At 62.0% G+C, this 22,264-nt stretch carries 16 protein-coding genes and 1 pseudogene; 13 read left to right on the plus strand and 4 right to left on the minus strand.

The features are described from left to right. The first annotated feature begins 62 nt into the window (after positions 1-62). The 9 genes from ACIQUS_RS14335 to ACIQUS_RS14375 all read left to right on the plus strand — a co-directional run bounded on the left by ACIQUS_RS14335 (position 63) and on the right by ACIQUS_RS14375 (position 13,613). Entirely contained in the window at positions 63-1,205 is a 1,143-nt protein-coding gene (locus ACIQUS_RS14335) for a thiolase C-terminal domain-containing protein (protein ID WP_403047979.1), read from the plus strand. 75 nt (positions 1,206-1,280) lie between these two features. Further along, positions 1,281-2,981 carry an AMP-binding protein gene (locus ACIQUS_RS14340; protein ID WP_403047981.1) on the plus strand — a complete coding sequence of 567 codons (1,701 nt, stop codon included), beginning with the start codon at positions 1,281-1,283 and terminating at the stop codon, positions 2,979-2,981. Positions 2,982-3,255: 274 nt separating this feature from the next. After that, a complete protein-coding gene (locus ACIQUS_RS14345; RefSeq protein WP_403047983.1) occupies positions 3,256-5,067 on the plus strand; it encodes a DUF1302 domain-containing protein in 1,812 nt (603 codons plus the stop codon). 19 nt (positions 5,068-5,086) lie between these two features. After that, on the plus strand, positions 5,087-6,427 hold the full coding sequence (locus ACIQUS_RS14350) for a DUF1329 domain-containing protein (RefSeq protein WP_403047985.1): 1,341 nt from the start codon (positions 5,087-5,089) through the stop codon (positions 6,425-6,427). Between the two features lie 25 nt (positions 6,428-6,452). Then, the gene (locus ACIQUS_RS14355) at positions 6,453-7,550 is read left to right on the plus strand and encodes a YCF48-related protein (RefSeq protein WP_403047986.1); all 1,098 of its coding nucleotides are present in this window, start codon (positions 6,453-6,455) and stop codon (positions 7,548-7,550) included. Continuing rightward, positions 7,547-10,036 (plus strand): RND family transporter, encoded by a 2,490-nt coding sequence (locus tag ACIQUS_RS14360; RefSeq protein ID WP_403047988.1) that lies wholly within the window; start codon positions 7,547-7,549, stop codon positions 10,034-10,036. The genes ACIQUS_RS14355 and ACIQUS_RS14360 overlap by 4 nt, the downstream gene beginning before the upstream one ends. Before the next feature lie 140 nt (positions 10,037-10,176). Further along, complete coding sequence (locus ACIQUS_RS14365) at positions 10,177-11,364, plus strand: lipid-transfer protein (protein ID WP_403047989.1); 1,188 nt, start codon at positions 10,177-10,179, stop codon at positions 11,362-11,364. Between the two features lie 50 nt (positions 11,365-11,414). Further along, the gene (locus tag ACIQUS_RS14370) at positions 11,415-11,576 is read left to right on the plus strand and encodes a hypothetical protein (protein WP_403047990.1); all 162 of its coding nucleotides are present in this window, start codon (positions 11,415-11,417) and stop codon (positions 11,574-11,576) included. Positions 11,577-11,648: 72 nt separating this feature from the next. Continuing rightward, positions 11,649-13,613 (plus strand): alkyl/aryl-sulfatase, encoded by a 1,965-nt coding sequence (locus ACIQUS_RS14375; protein ID WP_403047991.1) that lies wholly within the window; start codon positions 11,649-11,651, stop codon positions 13,611-13,613. A gap of 59 nt (positions 13,614-13,672) precedes the next feature. On the opposite strand, the gene ACIQUS_RS14380 is transcribed toward ACIQUS_RS14375, so the two are convergent. From ACIQUS_RS14380 to ACIQUS_RS14395, 4 genes are all read right to left on the minus strand, one after another. Continuing rightward, positions 13,673-15,001, minus strand: coding sequence for an MFS transporter (locus tag ACIQUS_RS14380; protein WP_403047992.1), 1,329 nt, complete (start codon positions 14,999-15,001; stop codon positions 13,673-13,675). Between the two features lie 79 nt (positions 15,002-15,080). Then, entirely contained in the window at positions 15,081-16,139 is a 1,059-nt protein-coding gene (locus ACIQUS_RS14385; RefSeq protein WP_403047993.1) for an NAD(P)-dependent alcohol dehydrogenase, read from the minus strand. A gap of 70 nt (positions 16,140-16,209) precedes the next feature. Next, positions 16,210-17,667 carry an acyl-CoA reductase gene (locus tag ACIQUS_RS14390; RefSeq protein ID WP_403047994.1) on the minus strand — a complete coding sequence of 486 codons (1,458 nt, stop codon included), beginning with the start codon at positions 17,665-17,667 and terminating at the stop codon, positions 16,210-16,212. Between the two features lie 2 nt (positions 17,668-17,669). Beyond that, on the minus strand, positions 17,670-19,109 hold the full coding sequence (locus tag ACIQUS_RS14395) for a hypothetical protein (RefSeq protein WP_403047995.1): 1,440 nt from the start codon (positions 19,107-19,109) through the stop codon (positions 17,670-17,672). Between the two features lie 312 nt (positions 19,110-19,421). Here ACIQUS_RS14395 and ACIQUS_RS14400 point away from each other — a divergent pair, with 312 nt between their 5' ends. The 4 genes and pseudogenes from ACIQUS_RS14400 to ACIQUS_RS14415 all read left to right on the plus strand — a co-directional run. Next, on the plus strand, positions 19,422-20,108 hold the full coding sequence (locus ACIQUS_RS14400) for a TetR family transcriptional regulator (protein WP_403047996.1): 687 nt from the start codon (positions 19,422-19,424) through the stop codon (positions 20,106-20,108). Positions 20,109-20,121: 13 nt separating this feature from the next. Further along, positions 20,122-21,285 (plus strand): iron-containing alcohol dehydrogenase, encoded by a 1,164-nt coding sequence (locus ACIQUS_RS14405; protein ID WP_403047997.1) that lies wholly within the window; start codon positions 20,122-20,124, stop codon positions 21,283-21,285. A 27-nt stretch (positions 21,286-21,312) separates the two neighbouring features. After that, entirely contained in the window at positions 21,313-21,741 is a 429-nt protein-coding gene (locus ACIQUS_RS14410) for an acyl-CoA thioesterase (RefSeq protein WP_403047998.1), read from the plus strand. A gap of 191 nt (positions 21,742-21,932) precedes the next feature. Beyond that, a pseudogene (locus tag ACIQUS_RS14415) lies at positions 21,933-22,262 on the plus strand (PAS domain-containing protein); the annotation flags it as partial. Positions 22,263-22,264: the final 2 nt, after the last annotated feature.

Below are 22,264 nucleotides of genomic sequence, written 5' to 3' on the forward strand. Positions count from 1 at the left end.
GGGTTGCTTGGGGATGTCGCTTCGCGCAGCAAACGTAGGGTCTTGGGTTTTAGGAGATGGAAATGCAGCGTCGCGTATATGTCATCGGTGTGGGCGTGTCCCGCTTTGCCGTGACCTGCGAAGGGGCGGCGAGCCTGGACGAGGTCATCGAAGTGGCGCGCAGTGCGCTGGCCGACGCGGGGATCGCCCGCGCCGATGTGAACCAGGTCATCGCCAGTTACAGCCCGGGTCTACCGGTCGGTTACTGGCGCGAGGCGCTCGGCCTGCCCGCGACCTCAAGCGGTTGCCGGCAGGCCGGGCCGCGTGAGTCCGTGCTGATGCTGGCGCGTCAGGCGGTGGCCAATGGTAGTGCCGAATGCGTGCTGGCGCTGGGGTTCGACCAGACTGATAACGACCCGGACCAGGGGCAGGGTGCTGGCCCTTTTCGTGGGCTTGGCGGCCATCAGCAAAGCCCGGGCGGCAACCGGGTACAAGCTCATGGAGACGCTGCTCTCGAGTACCTGAGCCGATTCGATGTGCGACCTGAAACCCTGGCCATGGCTGCGGTGGTGGCACGGGAACATGGCAGCAGACATCCGCTGGCATTGTTCGCGGCGCCGCTGACCCTGGAGCAGGTGATGGCCGACGAGCAGGTTGCCGGCCCGCTCACCCGGGCGCAATGTTGTACCCGTGTCTATGGCGCCGGTGCAGTGCTGGTCTGTTCCGAGACATTCATCGCTCGTAGCGGTGCCCGGGCACCGGTGCAGATCCTTGCGCATGCCGCCGTTGCCCATGCCCAGGCGAGCGATGACGCGCCCTTGTATTCGGCCGCTGGATACGCGTTGAATGTAGCGGCCGCCAGGCATGTCTACGAGCAGTCCGAGATCGGGCCTGAAGCCATCGATGTCTGCGAGCTTCATGACAGCACCACAATTGCTGCGGTGTTGCTGTATGAGGCGCTCGGCTTGTGCCGGGAAGGGCATGCCGATCGCTTTATCGAGGATGGGGATAACACCTACGGTGGCAACGTGGTAATCAACCCGTCAGGTGGGTTGCTGGCAAACGGCTTCTCCCTGCGTGCCACCGAGCTTGCGCAGTGTGCCGAGTTGGTCACCCAGCTCAGGGGCGAGGCGGGACCACGCCAGGTCAAGGGGGCGCGCATCGCCCTGCAGAGCCATCTCGGGCTGGCCGCTACCCGTGAGGTGACCCTGTACCGCTGCGACTGACCTGCGCGACCAACGCGGGCACTAACAACAATAACAACGGATGAAGCATTCATCCGCCATTTCAGGATCTGCGTAATGATCGAAAGACACGAGCAGTCGACACTGATCCACTACCTGCTGCAGTGGCAAGCGCAAAAACCGGATGCGATTTACCTGACCCAGCCCCAGGGTGACGGGACCGTCATCGACTACAGTTGGGCAGTGGTAGCTGACCAGGCCAGACGCATGGCCACTCATCTGCAGGCAATGAACTTGCCGGCCGGCTCCTCCATCGCCATTCTCGGCAAGAACAGCGCCCACTGGATCATTGCCGATCTGGCGATCTGGATCGCCGGCCACATCAGTGTTCCGCTGTACCCCACGGCCAATACCGATACCGTGCGCTACGTACTCGAGCACGCGCAGGCACGGCTGTTGTTCGTTGGCCGGCTGGAGGGCGGTGCGAGCACCTGGCAGGCATTGAGCGCGGGGGTTCCGGCAGGGTTGCCGGTGATCAGCCTTCCGCTGGGCGCCTGCGATGCCCAGGGCACCTGGGACGACATCATCGCCTGCACCGAGCCGCTGCATGACTTCACCCTGCCTGATCCTGCGCAACTGGCGACATTGATCTACACCTCTGGCAGCACGGGGCAGCCCAAGGGCGTGATGCACAGCTTCGGTACGCTGTGCGAGGCGCCGATGATCAATGCGTGCGCCTTGTTCAGAGGCGGGCGCGGGCCCAATGGCGAGGAGCGCATGCTGTCGTATCTGCCACTGGCTCATGGCGCAGAGCGCCAAGGAGTCGAAGCGATGTCACTGCGACTGGGCAGTCATGTGTTCTTCAACGACAGCCTCGAAACCTTTACCGCCGACCTGCAGCGGGCCAGGCCGACGTTCTTTTTCTCGGTTCCACGGTTGTGGACCAAGTTTTACCAGGGCATCAACCAGAAGATACCCCGGCAAGAACAACTGGCGGCTTTCGCCGACCCGCAACGGGCCGGGCAGATGAAGGCGCAGATCCTCACCGCGCTAGGCCTGGATCAGGTGCATACGGCGCTCACCGGTTCGGCTGCCTTGCCGGCTGAAGTCATCAGTTGGTATGGCGAGCTGGGCCTGGAGCTGCTGGAAGGCTATGCAATGTCGGAGAACTTCGCCTGCTCGCATTTCACGCGACCGGGCCAGGTGCGTCCTGGCTATGTCGGCCAGTGCCTGCCGGGTGTCGAATGCCGGATTGCCGACGATGGCGAAATCCTGGTGAAGAGCCCCGGGCAGATGCTCGGATACTACAAGCAACCGGAATTGACCGCGCAGAGCTATACCGAAGACGGCTTCTTCCGAACCGGTGATCGCGGGATCCAGGACGAGGAGGGCAGGCTGCGCATCGTTGGACGGGTCAAGGAGTTGTTCAAGACAGCCAAAGGCAAATACGTCGCGCCGGTGCCGATCGAAATGCGTCTGGCCAATCACCCGCAGATCGAGGCCAGTTGCGTCACCGGCATGGGCCTGCCGCAGCCTTTCGCCCTGATCAACATTTCCCCGGCCGCACGTCAGGTATTGATGGACCAGACGCAGCGCCAAGCGTTGGTTCAATCACTGGAGGCGCTGCTGGAGGTCGTCAATGCCCAGGCCGAGAGCCATGAGCACCTGGCCAGCCTGGTGGTGGTGAGTGAACCCTGGACCGTGGAAAACGACCTGCTGACACCCACCTTGAAGATTCGTCGCAATCAGATCGAGGACCATTACCAGTCGCGCATGGATGGCTGGAGCAGCAGCGCTTCGCGGGTCATCTTCGAGTAGCGGTACAGCCGCGCGACTTCATCACACCGGTTTCTGCCCTGGTTCGTTCCCGTTGAAAAACGGGGACGTTCCGGGGCGTTTTCGTGTCTGGCATTTCATCGGCCTGATACCTCGATCCGCGCCGTTGCCCGGCCTCTTGAGTCCACCCCGGGCTACCCCCTCACATCCCCCCCCTATTCCCCCCAATCCCTGAGGGGTGGGGTAGCGAGGCAACTGGGCTTAGCGTTGTAGTGCGGTCATTACATAACAATTAAAACGCACTCTCGAGGTCTTCATGCACTTGACACACGCAAAACGTGGCGATGCGCCAAGCCTGTGGTTGCGCCCCTTCTGCGCAAGTATCGCTTGCGCGCTCAGCAGCGGCGCATTGGCGGTGGAAATTCCAACCAGTAACCCTGACCTGTACCTGCGTTGGGATAACACGCTGCGATATAACATCGGCATGCGTGCCGAAAATCCGGACACTGTGGGCAACAATCCGGCTTTCGACGAGGGTGAGTACCGCTTCGCGGACAAGGGTGACATCGTTACCAATCGTGTCGACCTGCTCAGCGAGTTCGATCTTGTCTACAAGCGCTATCACGGCGCGCGTGTCAGCGCCGCAGCCTGGTACGACAACGCTTATCGTGATGGCCACGCACACGGCAATCCTGAGCTGCAAGCGCGCCAGGCCAGTGTCGGGCCGGGCAGCTATGTCGACAACAAGTACTCCTCCTACACCAAGCGTTATTACCGAGGGCCATCAGGCGAGTTGCTCGATGCGTTTGTGTTCAGCCGCTTCGACATCGGCGATGTGCCTGTTGCGTACAAGCTGGGCCGCCATACCGTGTATTGGGGCGAATCGCTGCTCAGTGGCGGCAATATCCACGGCGTTTCCTACTCCCAGGCCCCTCTGGACCTGGCCAAAGGTACGGCGACCCCGGGGACGGAGGCCAAGGAGCTGTTCCGGCCGCTGGGGCAGTTGTCGGTGTCTTCGCAGCTCACCGACGAGCTGAGCGTTGCCGCGCAATACTTCTTCGAGTGGGAGTCGTTCCGTTTCACCGAGGGCGGCACTTACCTGGGCCCGGCCGATGCGGTGTTCAACGGGCCGGACCAGCAGTTCTCCAACAGCTTGGGGCGGGTCAACAACGCCGGCTCCAAGGATGCCAGGAACAGCGGCGAGTGGGGCTTGAACCTGCGTTGGAGCCCGGAGTGGCTCGATGGTACTGCGGGCATGTACTACCGCAATCTTTCCGACAAGCTGCCGGGTGTGTTCACTGACATCCAGGCACGCGGACCGGCCGCTACCAGTAACAGCTACAAACAGTACTACGGCGAAGACATCGACCTGTTTGGCATCAGCCTGTCCAAGCAAATTGCGGGTGTCAGCGTCGGTGCCGAGATTTCCCACCGCTGGAACATGCCGCTCAATGCTTCGCTGTTGAGCCCGGTGACCGCAGGCCCCGGCATCAGCGCCCCGGTTCGTGCGGCGCTGTTTCCCAAGGGGGCACCGGAGCTTGTCGATAACAGCTATGCCGCCCGTGGCCAGACCTGGCACGCGGTGCTGAACGCCGTGGGGACCTTGTCTGGCACCGTGCTGTGGGACTCTGCCAGCTATGCCGGTGAACTGACTTACAGCCGCCTGCACAAAGTGACCAAGAATCCGCAGATGTTCAACTCCGAGGGTTCGGCCGACTACATCTGCGACGGTGTGGCGCGTAACGGCTCGACCGGGCAGGTGCTGGACAAGTCCTACGGCTGTTCGACGAAGTATGCGGTCGGCGCTGCCATCAACTTCTCACCGACCTGGTTCCAGGTGTTCCCGGGCATCGATATTTCCATGCCGCTGAGCTACTCCCGCGGTTTGCACGGCAACTCGCCAGTGACCTCCGGCGGCAACGAAGGCAATGGCACCTACAGCGTCGGCCTGTCGGCCAACGTCCAGCAGCAATATCAATTCGACCTCAAATACGTCGACTTTTACGGGACGTACAAGGAAGCGGCTTCGCCTATCCCGGGCGAGTCGATGGTCGCTGCGGTAAACGGCTCGAGTACCGCACTGAAGGACCGGGGTTTCCTCAACTTCACCTTCAAAACCACGTTCTGACTTCCAGGAGATTTGCTCGATGAACCGAAAAATCACGCTGATGGCTGCCGCTGTCGCCAGCCTCATGACCACTGTCTTGCAGGCCGCTCCCGACTACTCGGCGCTGGGTGATACGTTGACGCCGGTGGGGGCCGAGAAGGCCGGCAATGCCGATGGCAGCATTCCCGCTTACACCGGCGGGCTGAAGACGCCACCGGCAGGCTTCCAGGCGGGCAGCGGCCAGTACACCGATCCTTTCGCCAGCGAGAAGCCGTTGCTGTCCATCGATGCCAAGAACATGGACAGCTACGCCGGCAAGCTGACCGAAGGCAGCAAGGCCTTGATGAAGCTGTACCCCAGCTTCCGTATTGATGTGTACCCGACGCATCGCTCGGTCTGGTACCCCCAGTACATTCTCGACAACACCCGGCAAAATGCCGGTAAGGCCGGCCTCGACGCCAGCGGGCTGGCGCTGATCGGCGCACACGCCCAGGTCGCATTTCCCATTCCAGCCAATGGCCAGCAGGCGATCTGGAACCACCTGACTCGCTACGGCACGCTGTCCAGCGAAACTCGCGCCCGGGCCTATAACGTCGACGCCAACGGTAGCCGCTCACTGTCCTCGGACATGCTGTGCAACTGGGAGAACCCGTTCTGGAACCCGGACCCGGTGCAGTCGGCCGGCAACAGCCGCTTCGTTCGCTGCTTCTACCAGGGACCGGCACGTCGGGTGGGTGAGGCGACCATGTCGCTGGATGTCGTCGACCAACACAAAGGGCGCCGCGCCTGGCAATACCTGCCTGGCCAACGCCGCGTGCGCCTGGCGCCTGACCTGGCTTTCGATACGCCGAACCCTGGGACTGCTGGCGTGCAGACGTTCGATGAGGTCGGCATGTACAACGGCTCGATCGAACGCTACGACTGGAAACTGGTCGGCAAGAAGGAAATGTATGTGCCGTACAACGCCTACCGTGCCGCCTTCCAGAGTACCCCCGAGCAGTTGCTGGGCGAGCGCCACCTCAACCCTGACCAGCTGCGCTGGGAGCTGCATCGGGTCTGGGTGGTCGAAGCCCAACTGAAGGAAGGCAAGCGCCATATCTACAAACAGCGTCGCTTCTATCTGGATGAGGACTCCTGGGCGGTGCTCGCCACCGAGGCGTACGACGCCAGCAACACCTTGTTCAAGGCGGGCTTTGCGATGCAGGCCTCGTTGTACGACAGCGGTGGATTCTCCACCGAAGGGACCGTGTTCTACGACCTGATCGGTGGCAACTACTCGACCAATGCGACGCCGTTCGCCAGCGGCAAGGTCAAGGTCATCGACCCGCTGCCCAAGCGTGAGTGGACAGCCGATGCCCTGACAGGAGCAGGGGTGCGCTAAGCACCCTGTCGCCAGGACCGAAAACATGACCATGAATTTAACCAAGGCTGTTGCGCTCCTGGCGGCATTGTTGACGGTGGCCCTGCCATCGTCACACGCCGCCGACTTTATTGATCCGCTCGACGCACCGGCCGTCATGAGCGAGCTGGCCAGGTCCCGCTTGCTCAATGACATCGCGTACGCCGGTGAGCGTCTGGTCGCTGTTGGCCAGCGCGGTCATATTCTTTACTCCGATGATCAGGGCCAGCACTGGACCCAGGCACAGGTACCGGTGAGCGTGGACCTGCTTGCCGTGCAGTTCGCAACGCCGAGCCGGGGCTGGGCGGTGGGGCACAGTGGTGTCGTGCTGACCACGGACGATGCGGGCCGCAACTGGACCCGTCAACTGGATGGACGCCAGGTAGTCCAGGTGCTGCAACACTATTATCTGGATCGTATCCCCGCCGGTTTCTCCGCTGACGCTGAGGGCCTGGAGTCACTGCAGAACAGCGTTCGTCGCCTGGTGGCCGATGGTGCCGACAAGCCCTTTCATGCGCTCTGGTTCGACGATGAAAAAAACGGCTACGTGGTCGGCCCGTTCAATCTGATCATGCGCACGCGCGATGGCGGCAATAGCTGGGCGCCGCTGCTCGAACACACCGACAACCCACAACAGTTGCATTTCTTCGGCGTGCGCCGAGTCGACGGTGAGCTCTATGCAGTGGGGGAGGCCGGCCTGGTCCTGAGGCTGGACAGCATCAACCAGCGATGGGTCAAGGTTGCGCTGGACTACCCCGGCACCTTGTTTGGGCTCACCGGCACGTCCGGAACGCTGCTGGTGTACGGCTTGCGTGGCAACGCCTTTCGCAGCACCGACCGAGGCGCGAGCTGGAGCCGGGTCAATACGGGCGTGACGGCCGGGTTGATGGCGGGGCAGGTTGCCACCGACGGCAGCCTGCAGTTGATCAGCCAGTCCGGCCAGATCCTCGCTTCCACTGACCAAGGGCGCAACTTCAAGGTTGTCGGCGCTTGGGCACAACCCACCAGCAGCGCGGTCTCCCTGCCCACCGGCAGCGTGCTGCCGGTGGGCACCCGGGGCGTTGCTCTCACGCCTGTTTGCCTCACTGAATCGGACTGCCCATGAAACTCGATAGCGAAAACCTCGACGCGATGCCGGTGGTGACCCACCTGGCTGATTTCGACCGACGTTCGGGCACCTGGCTGGAACGGCTGATCTTCAATTACCGCTTGCTGATGGTGCTGGCCTGCGCACTTGTCACGGTCTTGCTTGGCCAGCAGGCAGTCAGCAAGCTGACGTTGAATGCCGGCTTCGAAAAGATGATCCCGCAGAGCCACCCCTATGTGCTCAATTACTTCGCCCATCAGAAAGAGCTGCGTGGCCTGGGCAACGCGTTGCGGCTGGTGGTGGAGAACCCGCAGGGGGACGTGTACAGCGCCGACTATCTGCACAAGTTGAAGCTGATCAACGATGAATTGTTCCTCACCCCCGGCATCGATCGCGCATGGCTGCGCTCGCTGTGGACGCCATCGGTACGCTGGAACCAGGTCACCGAGGAAGGTTTTCGCGGCGGTGAGGTAATGCCGTCGAACTACGATGGGTCTGCAGCCAGCATCGAGCAGTTTCGCACCAATGTCGCGCGCTCGAGCGCTGCCCAGGGGCTGATAGCCTCGGACCAGAAGTCGAGCATGATCTTCGTGCCGCTGCTCGAAAGCGATCGCGCGACCGGCAAACCGCTCGACTACAGAGACCTGTCGGCACGGCTGGAGTCGATTCGCGACAAGTATTCGCAAGGCGACGCACCGGTGAACATCCACATTGTCGGGTTTGCCAAGCTGGTGGGCGAACTACTCGACGGCATACTGCAAGTCACGGCCTACTTTCTGGCTGCAGCACTGATCGCGGCGCTGATCATCTATAGCTACACCCATTGCCTGCGCAGCACCCTGCTGGTGATTGTCTGCTCGGTCATCGCCGTGATCTGGCAGCTGGGGCTGGTCTCGATGCTGGGGTTTGTGATCGATCCGTTCTCGGTGCTGGTGCCGTTCCTGGTCTTCGCCATCGGCGTCTCCCACGGTGCCCAGAAGATGAACGGCATCATGCAGGACTGTGGGCGTGGCACACACAAGCTGGTCGCTGCACGCTACACGTTTCGCCGCCTGTTCCTGGCCGGCCTGACAGCCCTGCTGGCCGATGCCGTGGGGTTCGGCGTGCTGGCCGTGATCGATATTCCCGTGATTCGTGACCTGGCCATGACCGCGAGCCTGGGTGTGGCCGTGCTGGTGTTCACCAACCTGGTGTTGCTGCCGGTGTTGCTCTCGTATGTCGGGGTCAGCCCGGCGGCGGCACGACGCAGTATCCGTGAAGAAGGTGCAGTGAAAACCGGGCAGGTTTCGCTGCATTTTTTTGCCTTGCTCGAGCGCTTTACCCAGCGGCGCTGGGCACTCGGTGCCATAGGTGTTGCGATAGTGATGGCGGTGGGCGGGTTCGTCGTGAGCCTGAACCTGCAGATCGGCGACCTGGACGCGGGTGCCCCCGAGTTGCGTCCTGATTCGCGTTACAACCTCGACAATGCCTACATCACCAGCCACTACGCGCTGTCGAGCGATCAGTTCGCGGTGATCATCAAGACGCCTGCGGATCAGTGCCTCAAATACGAAACCCTGGTGGAAGCGGACCGTCTGGCCTGGGCCCTGCAGCAAGTGCCTGGGGTGCAGACCACGGTGTCGCTCGCCGACGCCATTCGCCAGATCACCGCCGGTGCCTATGAGGGGACGCCCAAGTGGCTGACCCTGGCGCGTAATCAGGACTCGCTCAACTACGCCGGGCAGCAGGCACTGGTGAGCAACCAGGAGTTGTTCAATAACAGCTGTTCGGTCATCCCGGTCATTGCTTACCTGAGCGATCACAAGGCGCAGACCCTTGAGCGTGTCGCGGCCGCTGCCACGGCCTTCGCGGCCGAACATGACAGTGCAGATCGGCAGTTCCTGCTCGCGGCAGGCAACTCCGGTATCGAGGCGGCCACCAATGCGGTGGTCAAGCAGGCCAACCGACAGATGCTGCTGATGGTCTATGCGGCGGTGATCGTGCTCTGTTTCATCACTTTCCGCAGTTGGCGGGCTGTGGTGGTGGCCGTGCTGCCGCTGGTGCTCACATCGATTCTGTGCGAGGCCCTGATGGTGGTGCTGGGGATGGGGGTGAAAGTCGCCACGCTGCCAGTGATCGCCCTGGGTGCCGGTATTGGTGTGGACTACGCACTCTATTTGCTGAGCGTACAGCTGGCTTACCAGCGCGCGGGTCTGGATCTGGCCGAAGCCTACCGTCGTGCGCTGCGTTTTACCGGCAAGGTGGTGTTCCTGGTGGGCGTCACCCTGGGCGCCGGGGTCATCACCTGGGCCTGGTCACCGATCAAGTTCCAGGCTGACATGGGCATCCTGCTGACCTTCATGTTCCTCTGGAACATGCTCGGTGCCCTGATCCTGATTCCGGCGCTGTCGCATTTCCTATTGCGCGGCCCGGCAGACCTGCCCGTGGCCCAGAGGCAGCAAACGCGCCGCAGTGCCGATCGCAGCGAACCGGCGCACGTAGTCGAGCATTCCGTCGTCCCGTGAGGGGGGCGAACCCGCCTCTGGCTTCCTCACAGAGAGGGGGCGCCTGCGTCCAGGCTCTGGGCAATGATTGATCGCGTCGTGAGGGTGCCAGCGGCACCCCCATGACATCCGGCTGCACCTAACTACCCATGGAGAACGTGATGTCCGAGAAAACCTACGTTGCCGGTGTTGGCATGATTCCCTTCGCCAAACCCGGCCAAAGCGGTACCTACATCGAGATGGGCGCCCAGGCTGTGCGCCAGGCCCTCAACGATGCCGGTATCGACTATCGCCTGGTGCAGCAGGCTTATGCCGGCTACGTCTATGGCGACTCCACCAGTGGCCAGTCAGCCTTGTACGAGGTGGGCCTTACTGGCATCCCGGTGATCAACGTCAACAACAACTGCGGTAGCGGTTCCACTGCCTTGTACCTGGCTCGCCAGGCGGTGGAAAGCGGCGCGGTGGATTGTGCGCTGGCCTTTGGCTTCGAACAGATGCAGCCTGGAGCCCTGAAGGACCACTGGACTGATCGCCCACGCAGCTACGGCAAAGGCAATGATGTCGCCGATGTGGTCTTCCCCGAAGGCGCAGGCATGCCACCGGCGCTGCGCCTGTTTGGCGGCGCTGGCAAGGAGCACATGGAAAAGTACGGAACCAGGATGGAAACCTTCGCGGCGATTCGCGCCAAGGCCAGCCGTCACGCCGCCAACAACCCGCTGGCGGTGTTCAGGAAAGTGGTGAGTACCGAGGAGGTAATGGCCGACCAGGTCATCTTCCCGGGTGTGATGACGCGTCTGATGGCTTGCCCGCCGACCTGTGGTGGTGCGGCGGCGATCATCGTGTCCGAGCGATTCGCGAAAAAACATGGCCTGCGCACGGATGTCACCATTCTTGCCCAGGCCTTGGTCACCGACCAGCCGCAAGCCTTCGAGCCGCCTTCGATGATCGGTATCGTCGGCGTCGGCATGACACGCCAGGCGGCTTCAGAGGTGTACGAGAAGGCGGGTGTTGGCCCCGAGGACATCCGCGTCTGTGAGCTGCACGATTGCTTCGCCCAGAACGAACTGCTGACGTATGAAGGACTTGGCTTTTGCCCCGAGGGCGGTGCCGAGAAATTTGTCCTGGACGGCGACAACACCTATGGCGGCCAGGTGGTGATCAACCCCTCTGGTGGCCTGCTGTCCAAGGGGCACCCACTGGGTGCCACCGGCCTTGCCCAGTGCTATGAGCTGACCCATCAATTGCGCGGCACGGCCGAGCAACGCCAGGTGCAAGACCTGCAGCATGCCTTGCAGCACAACCTGGGTCTGGGCGGAGCGGGTATCGTCACCCTGTTCGGTCGCGGTTGATCCCGGGGCGGTGCGCTCCACGACGGCGTACCGCCTTGCCAGGAGGCAACATGAACAAGAACAAATGGCCCCGGTTCTGTGCCGCCGTCATCCTTGCCGCGCTATTGCTCTGGTATCAGCAGCTCCCCGTACCGCTGTCGCGCGCGACCTCAGCCATGCTGCACGCTATCCCCACGTCGATGCCCATCAACAATCACACTATCGCGCGCTGACAGCAGGCGCGGGCCATCCTTTCCTGAGGACATGCAATGCTTTCCCTTTCACTGCATAAAGCACGACCAGCCATGGTTTTCAGCCTGTTGGCCCTGGCGATTGCCAATGGCGCCTGGGCGGGTGAGGAACCCAGTCACGCGGCCCTGGCCAAGCCCGCCAGCGCCTTTACCAGTGCCAAGCAGGAGGCGGTGCGCAAACAACTGCCCTTTACCGACCAGGAAGACTTCGAAGCGGTAGCGCGCGGACTGATTGCGCCGTTTACCGGAGAGATCAAAGGTGCGCAAGGCAATGTCGTCTGGAGCATCAAGGCCTATGACTTCCTGCAGGTTGAAAACAGCCCGGATACGGTCAACCCCAGCCTATGGCGCCAGGCCCGGCTCAACACTCACGCGGGGTTGTTCCAGGTCACTGAGCGGGTCTACCAGTTGCGTGGATTCGACCTGGCCAACATGACCATTATCGAAGGCGATAGCGGCCTGGTGATCATCGATCCGCTGACCACCCAGGAGACAGCCCAGGCAGCGCTGGCATTCTATTTCGAACATCGCCCACGCAAACCGGTGGTAGCGGTGATCTACTCCCATAGCCATCTCGATCACTTCGGCGGCGTGCGTGGTGTGGTTGATGAAGCGGACGTCAAGGCAGGCAAGGTGCAGATCATCGCGCCAGCCGGGTTCATGGAGGAGGCGGTCAGCGAGAACGTCCTTGCAGGTAACGCCATGATGCGACGGGCCCTGTACCAGGCCGGCATGCCGGTGACCCGTGACGAGCGAGGCCAGATTGACACCGGTATCGGCAAATCCGGAACAGCGGGCGGCACCAGCGGTTTGATTGCCCCGACCGTAATGGTGGGCAAGGCCTTTGAATCCCATCGAATCGACGGCATCGATATCGAGTTCCAACTGACGCCGGGCAGCGAAGCACCGGCCGAGATGAATCTTTACCTGCCGCAGTTCAAGGCATTGTGCATGGCCGAGAACGCCACCCACACCCTTCACAACATTCTCACACCGCGTGGTGCGCTGGTACGCGATGCCAAGGCCTGGGGCAAGTACCTGGACCAAAGCCTGGTGCGCTATGGCGACAAGGCTCAGGTCATGTTCGCCCAGCACAACTGGCCGACCTGGGGGGGCGAACGTATTCGTACCCTGCTTGCCGACCAGCGTGATCTTTACACCTTCCTCAATGACCGTACCTTGCACCTGATGAACCAGGGCATGACGCCGCTGGAAATCGCAGCGGCCATGCAAAAGCTACCCGGTAGCCTGGAAAGCAAGTGGTATACCCGTGGCTACTACGGTTCGCTGAGTTTCAACGCGCGTGCGGTGTACCAACGCTACCTGGGTTTCTACGACGGCAACCCGGCGAATCTCGATCCACTGCCACCCGTGGAGGCGGGCCAACACTATGTTGCGGCAATGGGCGGGGCGGACAAGGTCCTGGCACTGATGCAGTCATCGATGGACAAGGGGGACTACCGGTGGGCGGTGCAGTTGGGTAACCACCTGGTGTTCGCCGAGCCGGACAATACGGCCGCACGCGCACTTCAGGCTGACGCGATGGAGCAACTGGGCTATCAGGCCGAGAGTTCGTTATGGCGCAACATGTACCTGACCGGCGTTGCCGAATTGCGTGGCACTACGCTCAAGGCGCAGGCTTCGCGTGACGCCTCGGACCTGGTCCGGGCACTGGAACCCGGGATGTTCTTCGACTTGCTGGCCGTGCGCCTGGACAGCGATAAAGCCCAGGGGCACGACATGACACTCGACTGGGTGTTCACCGACCTCGACAAACCGTTTGCCTTGACCCTGCGCAATGGTGTGTTGACCACGCGCGAAGGCAGCCGCCATGCCAAGCCCGATGTCGCGGTCATGATGAGCAAGGCCACGCTGGATCGCATCAACCTGCGCCAGTTGGACTTCGCTGCCGCACTCAAGCAAGGTGACATCCGCATCGAGGGCGAGGGCGCCAGACTGCGTGAATTCATGGGGATGCTCAGTAGCTTCCAGCCGACCTTCAATATCGTTACGCCCTGACCGGCCGCTGTACAGCCCATCGCGGGAAGGCAGCAGCCTTGCACCGCGACGGGCTGTACTCATTCTTGCGGCAGACGCCGATCCCGAAGCACCCTGGCCGGTATCCCGATCAGCAGCAGTAATGCCCCGCACACCAGCACCACCGCCATGATGTCGAATGCCAGGTACAGGCTGCCGGTCGCTGACCGGATCGCGCCGACCGCAGCCTGGCTGACAACGCCGGCCAGGTGACCCATGCTGCTGATCAGGCCGATGCCGATCGCGGCGCCGGTGGGTGAAAGCAGCGCCGGGGGAATGGTCCAGAACAGCGACACAGCCGATAGTGCAGCGGCGGCCCCCAGGCTCATGAGCAGGATCGAGGGCGTCATCATGCCCTGAACCAGGCCCAGCAGGGCGAAGCAGCCGGCACTGACCATCAGGGTTGCAGCCAGGTGCCATCGGCGTTCGAGGTGGCGGTCGGAACTGCGGCCCAGCAGGTACATGGCACACACGCCGACCAGATAGGGCAGGGCGCTGAGCATCCCGATGTTCTTCATGTCCGCTTCCCCGAAGTCACGGATCAGCGTCGGCAGCCAGTAAGACACAGTGTTCGAACCACTGTAGATGCAGAAGTACACCACCCCGGCGATGTACAGCCTCGGCTCGCGCAGTGCATCGCTGGCCCGGCCATGGACCTTGGCCGGTTCGGCGGCCAGCGCCTGGGCAATCGCCTTTTTTTCGCCTTCATTCAACCACCGTGCGTTCTCAGGCCGATCCACCAGCCAGAACCAGCCAATCACCCCGAGGACGATGGCCGGAAGCCCTGTCAGCACAAACAGCGCCTGCCAGTCGCGAAGGCCGATCCAGCCGTCCAGATGTGACATGATCGCTCCGGCCAGCGGGCCGCAGATGACGCCAGCCATGATGCCGGCCATCAGGAACGATGCGGTGATGCGTCCGCGCAGGGCTCCGGGAAACCAGTAGGTGAGGTAAAGGATCACTCCCGGGAAGAAGCCTGCCTCGGCAAGACCGAGCATGAAGCGCGCGGCGATCAGTTGTTCAGGGCTGGTGACGAATGCCGTGGCCATGGTGACCAGGCCCCACAACACCATGATCCGCGTCAGCGTGGCACGGGCGCCGACCCGCTGCATATACACGTTGCTGGGCACCTCGAAGCAGATGTAGCCCAGGTAGAAGACGCCGACACCGATGCCATAGGCCGCGTCGGTCAGGGCAATGTCCTGGGCCATGCGCAGTTTGGCGAAGGAGACGTTCATGCGGTCGATGGCGTTGATCATGAAGGCGATCAGCAGAAAGGGCATCAAGCGCCAGATGACTTTGGTGTAAACCGTCTTGATGTCCAGGGTCGTTGTAGCGCCGAGGGGAGCGGCAGTATCCAGGGTGTCCATGAAATGTTCCTGCGCGAAGGTTGATTGTTTTTGTTCGGGGCGCGGGAGCCGAGGCGCATTGATGCGCCTCGGCGTGGGCTCAGCCGAGGTTCACGTCCTGCAGCGAGGCCATGTCGATGACGAAGCGATACTTCACATCGTTGGCCTTGAGGCGCTCGAAGGCCGTGTTGATGTCCTGGATCCCGATCATTTCGCACTGCGGCAGCACGTTGTGCTCGGCACAAAAATCCAGCAGGGCCTGGGTGTCCTCGATGCCGCCGATCAGAGAGCCGGCGATGGAGCGGCTGTTGACCATCAACAAGGCGCCGTGGATCGGCTCCAGTGGTTCGATGGCGCCCACCAGCACCAGTTTGCCGTTGCGGCCCAGCAGCATCAGGTACGGGTTGAGGTTGTGCCGGGTCGGGATGGTGTCGAGGATGAAATCGAAGGCATTGGCCGCGCCCTGCATGGCTTTCGGATCGGTAGACAGCAGCACGTGATGGGCACCCAGCGCGCGGGCATCGTCAGCCTTGCCGGGCGAGGTGGTAATCACCGTCACCTCGGCGCCCAATGCTGCGGCCAGCTTGACGCCCATGTGGCCAAGGCCGCCGAGGCCGACCACGGCCACCTTCATCCCGGCGCCCACGCCGTGACGGCGCAGCGGCGTCCACACGGTGATGCCGGCGCACAGCAGCGGGCCGGTAAAGCGCGGATCAAGCGCTGGCGGCACGCGCAGGACGAACGCTTCGCGCACGACGATAGACTCGGCATAGCCACCCAGGGTGACCTGGCCGGTCTGCCGGTCCATGCCGTTGTAAGTCGGCGTCATGCTGCTGCAGGCCTGCTCCTGATGTTCCAGGCACGGCGTGCATTGCTGGCAGCTGTCGACCATGCAGCCGACCGCGACGCTGTCGCCAACCGCGTAGCGAGTTACGGCGCTACCGACCGCGGTGACGCGACCGACGATTTCATGGCCAGGGACGCAGGAGTAGCGTGTGCTGCCCCAGTCGTTGTTTACATAGTGCAGGTCCGAATGGCAGACGCCGCAATAGTCGATGGCGATTGCGACGTCATCATCGCGCAGCGCCCGGCGCTCGAAGCGCCAGGGAGTGAGGGGCGCGTTGGCTTGGTGGGCGGCAAAACCCAGGCAGGTGGTCATGGCAGATTCAATCCTGATAGCGGCAAAAAATGGATGCCCCGCCAGCACAGCCAGCAGGGGCCGATGAGGTTCAGATCGAAGGACGCAGCCACGGGGCTGGCGACGTTTCAGGCGCAGCAATCTGGTTGGAGACCCATTTGCCCATGCGACGCATCGGCTCGATGGCATCCTGGGGGGCGGCGAACTTCATGGCCGCCGCATAGCCGAGCGAGACGATGCGCTGGGCACCATGCAGCGGCAGCCGGTCCTTGAGTTCATCCTTGATGCTTTCGGGGTAGATGCCAACGGTCTGGGTATAGGCGTCCACCGCATCCATCATCTCGTCCAGTGAGTCGACCGGCACCAGGTTGGCGGTGCGATCGTCCAGGCGCGTGGCGAACGACACGGTGTCGGGAATTTGCGAACAGATGATCGCCCCTTCGCCGTCCTGGCCGCCGATGACTTTGTACCATTCGTCATCCAGGCGCAGTGCGTCGACCTCGGCCTTGAGCCCAGGGTCGTAGCGCTTGGGTGAGGTGCTGAGGGTGTTGGGCAGGCCCAGCATGGCATCGTAGACATAGCGGCCGAAGGTGTTGAGCCTGGCCAGCCCTGCTTCATCGGTGCCACTTTGCACATAGACCACGCGGGCACAGACGCAGCCCTTCTGGTTCAGTGCGCCGATATCTGAAGCAAGCCGTATGGCGGCCTCGCGCAGGGTGGCTTCGCTGTCGAAGGTGGCCTTGCCGATGATGCTGGCGCTGCGCTTGGGGTCCAGGGAGATCAGTTCAAGGCCCGGCTGGATGTACTGGGTGACATGCTTCATGGAGGCATATCCCCCCCAGGCGACGATCTTCTCCAGATTTTGTGGCTGGTACAGGCGCTCTTCCAGCGCTTTGTCGCCACCTTTCCAGTACGCCACGCTAAGGTGCCGGGTGATGGGGTGGTCCGGCGCCATGTCAACCATGGTGCGGGCAATCGCCAATGCCGTGAAGGGATCATTGGAGGGCGCCTTGATGATGGCGTCACTGCGCAGCACCATGTTGCGAATGATGGTCCACAACGAAAGGCTGACAGCATTGCCGGCAACGATATGCAAGGTCCGTGCGCCGAAGCAGCGTACCTCCAGTTCGGTGCCGTCGAGCAATTGTTGTTTCACCCAGCCTTCCAGGTATTTGATGCCGACTGTGCTTTCCACCATTTCGGTGATGAAGGCTCTGGACAGCATCTGCGGCAGACCGAGGTAGGAGCCTTTGACGATGCTCGGTGTGGACGACGAGGTCTGGTACGACAACTCGCAGGCTTGCTGCAGGTAGGCGTTGCTGGCGAAATCCAGGCGTTGGCCGAGTTCGACGGCATAATCGAGGATGTCGTCGAAGCTCAGGCTGTACAGGTCGGCCAGCCTTGCCGGATTGCCCAGAGGCAGGCGGTCGATGTATTTGTGGGCGTCGGGGGTGAGGAAGGTCAGGTCACCGCCGCGCCCGCCGACTTCGATCAGGTTATCGGTGATCACTTCGCCGCGCAGGATCATGGGTGCAATGGGATGGTTCATGTTCAGCCCTCGAAGGTGTTCAGATAGTCCATGGCTTCGCGGTGCGAGCCCTCGGTCGCGGCGCAGGTGATCTTGTCGTCGCCGCCGTTCATTTCGCTGTAGCGCTGGATCGGGCCAGCCACGTAGGCGCTGGGCCTTGCGCAGGGGCAGGGTGTAGTCCAGTCGATGGTGATTTCGTCGCCGGTGATGAATCCGCCCCAGCGGGATTCAGCCCCCAGGTCGAAGAACGCCGCACGCCCCGTGACTCGCCCCTGGCGTGGGAGTGGCTTGCTGGTCTGCGGGTCCAGCAGGTAGGCGATGACGGTCGGCGCCAGGTGGAAATGGCCGTGTTCGCAGCGCATATGCGACCCCCCCAACACTTCAGACATCGCGTAGGTTTCGTGCAAGGTCCTGGCACCGGTGAAGCGCAGCACCTCGTCACGCCAACCCTCAGGTTGGACTACACCCTTGGCGCCACCGGTGGTGGAGATGTAGGAGTCGGGGTGGAAGACCCCTTGCAGGCCTTGTTCCAGACCTGCCTTGGCCATGTTGTGCAGCAGGTTCCAGGTGCCACCGATGTAGACCCGCTTGCCTTTGAGCTCCGTTGCCATTTGCTCGAAAAAGTTGGCCAGGTACTGTGGCATATCGGCTTGAAGTTGATCGAATTCGGCTTTCTTGGCCTTCAGCGCCGGGCTGATCTGCAGGCGGTCCAGGTTGCCCTTGGCATGGGCTGCACGCACGCGGGCGCCCAGGTGCAGCACATCGCTGGACAGCGTGGCCGGATAGGACGGGTGGAAGTACGCCTGGTCCGGCAACAGCACCTTGATCAGGAATTCATTGGCGCGCACGTGGCTCAGGTAGCCCTTGCGATAGTACGGATAGATGGCATGCAGCTCGGGCGACGGTGCTTCCTGGCCGTCCAGGTTCCAGGCGAACAGGCGACGGATCTCAAAGGCTTTCTCGAATTCGCGCACGCCATGGGGCAGGAACGACAAGGTGCCGGAAGTACCGGAGGTATGGCTGATGCGCAATGCGGGCACCGCGGCGTCCATCGTCTCGAACCAGTCGTCCAGCCCGGTGCAGGCGCTGACATCGGCGGCGAGGATGGAGGCGGCAAGCTCCGGGGTCACCAGTTTGGCCAGCCACCGGTTGATCTGGGTGAAGTTCCTGTTCTCCAGCAACGACGGTGGATACGACTTGTAGACAGTGTGTTCGAACAGCAACGGCACCACGTCGTCCAGTGCGGTTATCCGTTCAACGCCCTCGCCATCGGCAAGTTTCTTGAGCACCGGAATGCGGTCGCGCAGTTCGCCGAAGCGTTGTTGAAGTGCTGCCAGTTGCAGTGCTTCGATCTGTGCACGGGGCAGGTCGCCCCAGGCCTTGTGGGAGTGCCCGGCCAGTGCTGCGGGGTCGTTCAATAGCTGTTGGAGTTGTTGTTCTGACGACAGGTGTGCAGTGGACATTGTCGGACTCGCTCGGAGGATGACAAACCGCTGGGCTTCATCGAGTGAGCCGCGCGGCGCGGTGGGGCCTGCAGGCAGGCTGTCGTCGCAGTATAGGGAGGGTGCCGACAATCTACGCTCCGGATAGCGGATGCTGATTTGTGCGTGTAACTAGTTGAATTTATTGAATTATTTTTTATTCATGGGGGCGGGTGTCCGCGTTTGCGCCAAGCGGGGGAAGGGGTGCCTTACCCACTAGTAACGAGGGGGTGGCGACAGCCGTGCTTGCCTATATCGTGTTGCCAACGGCATCACTTGGCATCGGGAGGCACCATGCCCAAGGTCAACAAACAACTCGGTGGTGATGGCGACGATGTCGTCCTGCACATTGATTACCCGGCACGGCCCCGTAAGGAGCCTCGTCAGGCGCGGTCCATTGCCATGGTCAATGCGCTACGACAGACCGGTCGCAGAATCCTGGAGGAGGAAGGACGCGATGCCCTGACCTTGTTCAATCTCTCGGAAAGCTCGGGTGTCTCGACCAGCTCCATCTACGAATATTTTCCGAGCATGGAGGCGCTGATCGCAGTGATCTTTGAAGACCTGCGCCAGGAGGCCCGGGTGGAACTGCTTTCAGGATTGGCGGCACTTGCGCCCAGCGCACGGCTCTACGATGGCCTGCTGTTCAGCATTCGCCTGGGCCTGAAGACGCATTGCAAACGGCTGCAATTGGCACCTGACTTCTGTGTGCGTGCGGCCTGTTTCGATGAGTTGGTGCGCCTTGACCTGGTCAAGGCGCAGCAAGTCTGGACCGCCTGTGTCGCGCCTGCCTTGCTGGAGCGATTTCCCGATGAGGTGTGCGTCCAGGACACGCAGAAGGCGATGTTCCTGGCCTACCAGACGCTGATTTTACTACCCAGGGCCATGTTGCTTGAAAACCCTGATTACCTGCACGAAGAAGGCACCGCCGAGCTGATCACCCGGATGGTGCACGCATTGCTTACCCAACCCTCACACTGACCTGGAACTGCCGATGAAGCCCTTCAGTTTTGCGACCACCGCTCAGATGCTCTGCGAACCCGGCGCGGCCCTGCGACTGGCCGGATTTTGCCGCGAGCGCGATGCCCGTCGGGTGTTGCTGGTCACCGATCCGGGTATCACGCGCCTGGGCATGCTTGATGCCATCCTGGGCGGCTTCGCTGCTGACGGACTGGTCGTGGAAGTGTTCGACCAGGTCCAGCCCGATCCCGCCGAGAAGGTGGTGCTCGAGGCGGTGGCCCAGGCACGCAGGCTCGGTGCTGAACTGGTGGTGGGGTTTGGCGGTGGAAGCTCCATGGACGTGGCCAAGCTGGTGGCCTTGCTGGCGCACCCCGAGTGTCGCCAGACGCTTGCAGACATCTACGGAACAGGAAATGCCCGCGGTCAGCGCCTGCCACTGCTGCAGGTACCCACCACCGCCGGTACCGGCTCGGAAGTCACACCTATCGCCATTGTGACGACTGGCGAGACGACCAAGCTTGGCGTGGTATCGCCCTTGTTGCTGCCGGACATGGCCATACTGGATGCTGATCTCACGCTTGGTCTGCCCGCCGCGGTAACGGCGGCGACGGGCCTCGATGCCATGGTTCACGCCATCGAGGCCTATACCAGCAAGCTGAAGAAGAATCCGCTGTCGGACCTGCTGGCCCGGGAGGCGTTATCGTTACTGTCGGCCAATCTGGACGCGGTAGTGCGCAACGGCCAGGATCGCAACGCCCGCCAGGCCATGTTGCTCGGCGCCTGCCTGGCCGGGCAGGCCTTCGCCAACGCGCCAGTGGCGGCCGTGCATGCGCTGGCCTATCCCCTTGGCGGGTGCTTCCATATCCCTCATGGGCTGTCCAATGCGCTGGTATTGCCACATGTGATGCGCTTCAACGCGCCCGTTGCTGCTCCGCTGTATGCCGAACTGGCACCGTTGGTGCTCGGACACAAGCTCAAACCAGGAAACGTGGAGCAACTTGCCGATCAGTTGATCGCCGAGCTCGCGGCTTTCAGCCAGCGCTGCGGGCTACCCACCCGATTGCGTGATGTTGGCGTGCCTGAATCGATGCTGGAGCGCCTGGCCGACGATGCGATGCAGCAGCAGCGCCTGCTGGTCAACAATCCCCGCGAGGTCAGCCACACCCACGCCCTGGCCATCTACCAGGCGGCCTATTGATTACCCGCCGCACACCGAAGGACACTCATGAGCCCACCACGCAAGCTACGTGACGATTACCGTCACTTCCAGCCAGTCACCACGCGTTGGCACGACAACGATATCTATGGTCACGTCAACAACGTGGTCTATTACAGCTATTTCGACAGCGCGGTAAACACGTACCTGATAGAGCGGGGCGGCCTGGATATTCACGCAGGTGGTGTGGTGGCGTTCGTGGTCAGCTCATCGTGCGACTACTTCACCTCGATCGCCTTCCCCTGCCGCATCGAGGTGGGGCTGCGGGTGGGTAAGCTGGGCAACAGTTCCGTGCACTACGAACTGGCCATCTTCACCGCGCAAAGCGATGAAGCTTGTGCGGTCGGGCGTTTTGTCCATGTCTTCGTTGATCGCCAGAACAATCGGCCGGTGCCGATTCCCGAGCCACTGCGTACAGCGCTTTGCAGTCTGCTCTAGCGAAAGTCCAAGGGCAAACTGCTTGCATACATCGAACGATTCCTCTGTTCATCGCCGGCACAATTGGGGCAATCGCGCCGTGCTCCTTTCGTCCATAACATTCACTTACAAAATATGGTGTAATAAGCGCTGTTTATGATAAGGACCGGTCACAAGCTCCCGCTTGCGACCGTTGCAGAGGACGTTTCAACGTGCGCTTCAACCTGCCGGTCACCTCGATCGAACAAACGTTCGGCGAAGATCAACGGCTCATTTCCGCTACCGACACCGCCAGTAACATTACCTATTGCAACGCTGAATTCGCCGCCATGAGTGGCTTCAGCCAGGACGAGCTGATCGGCAGTGCGCACAACCTGGTGCGCCATCCGGACATGCCGCCCGTGGTGTTCCAGCAGATGTGGCAATACCTCAAGGCCGGCCAGTGCTGGATGGGGATCGTCAAGAACCGCTGCAAGAACGGCAACTTCTATTGGGTCAGCGCCTACGTCACACCGATTCTGGAACAGGGGCGGGTCGTCGGCTA

Source organism: Pseudomonas sp. NPDC090755, assembly GCF_044769005.1.
GTDB lineage: Bacteria > Pseudomonadota > Gammaproteobacteria > Pseudomonadales > Pseudomonadaceae > Aquipseudomonas.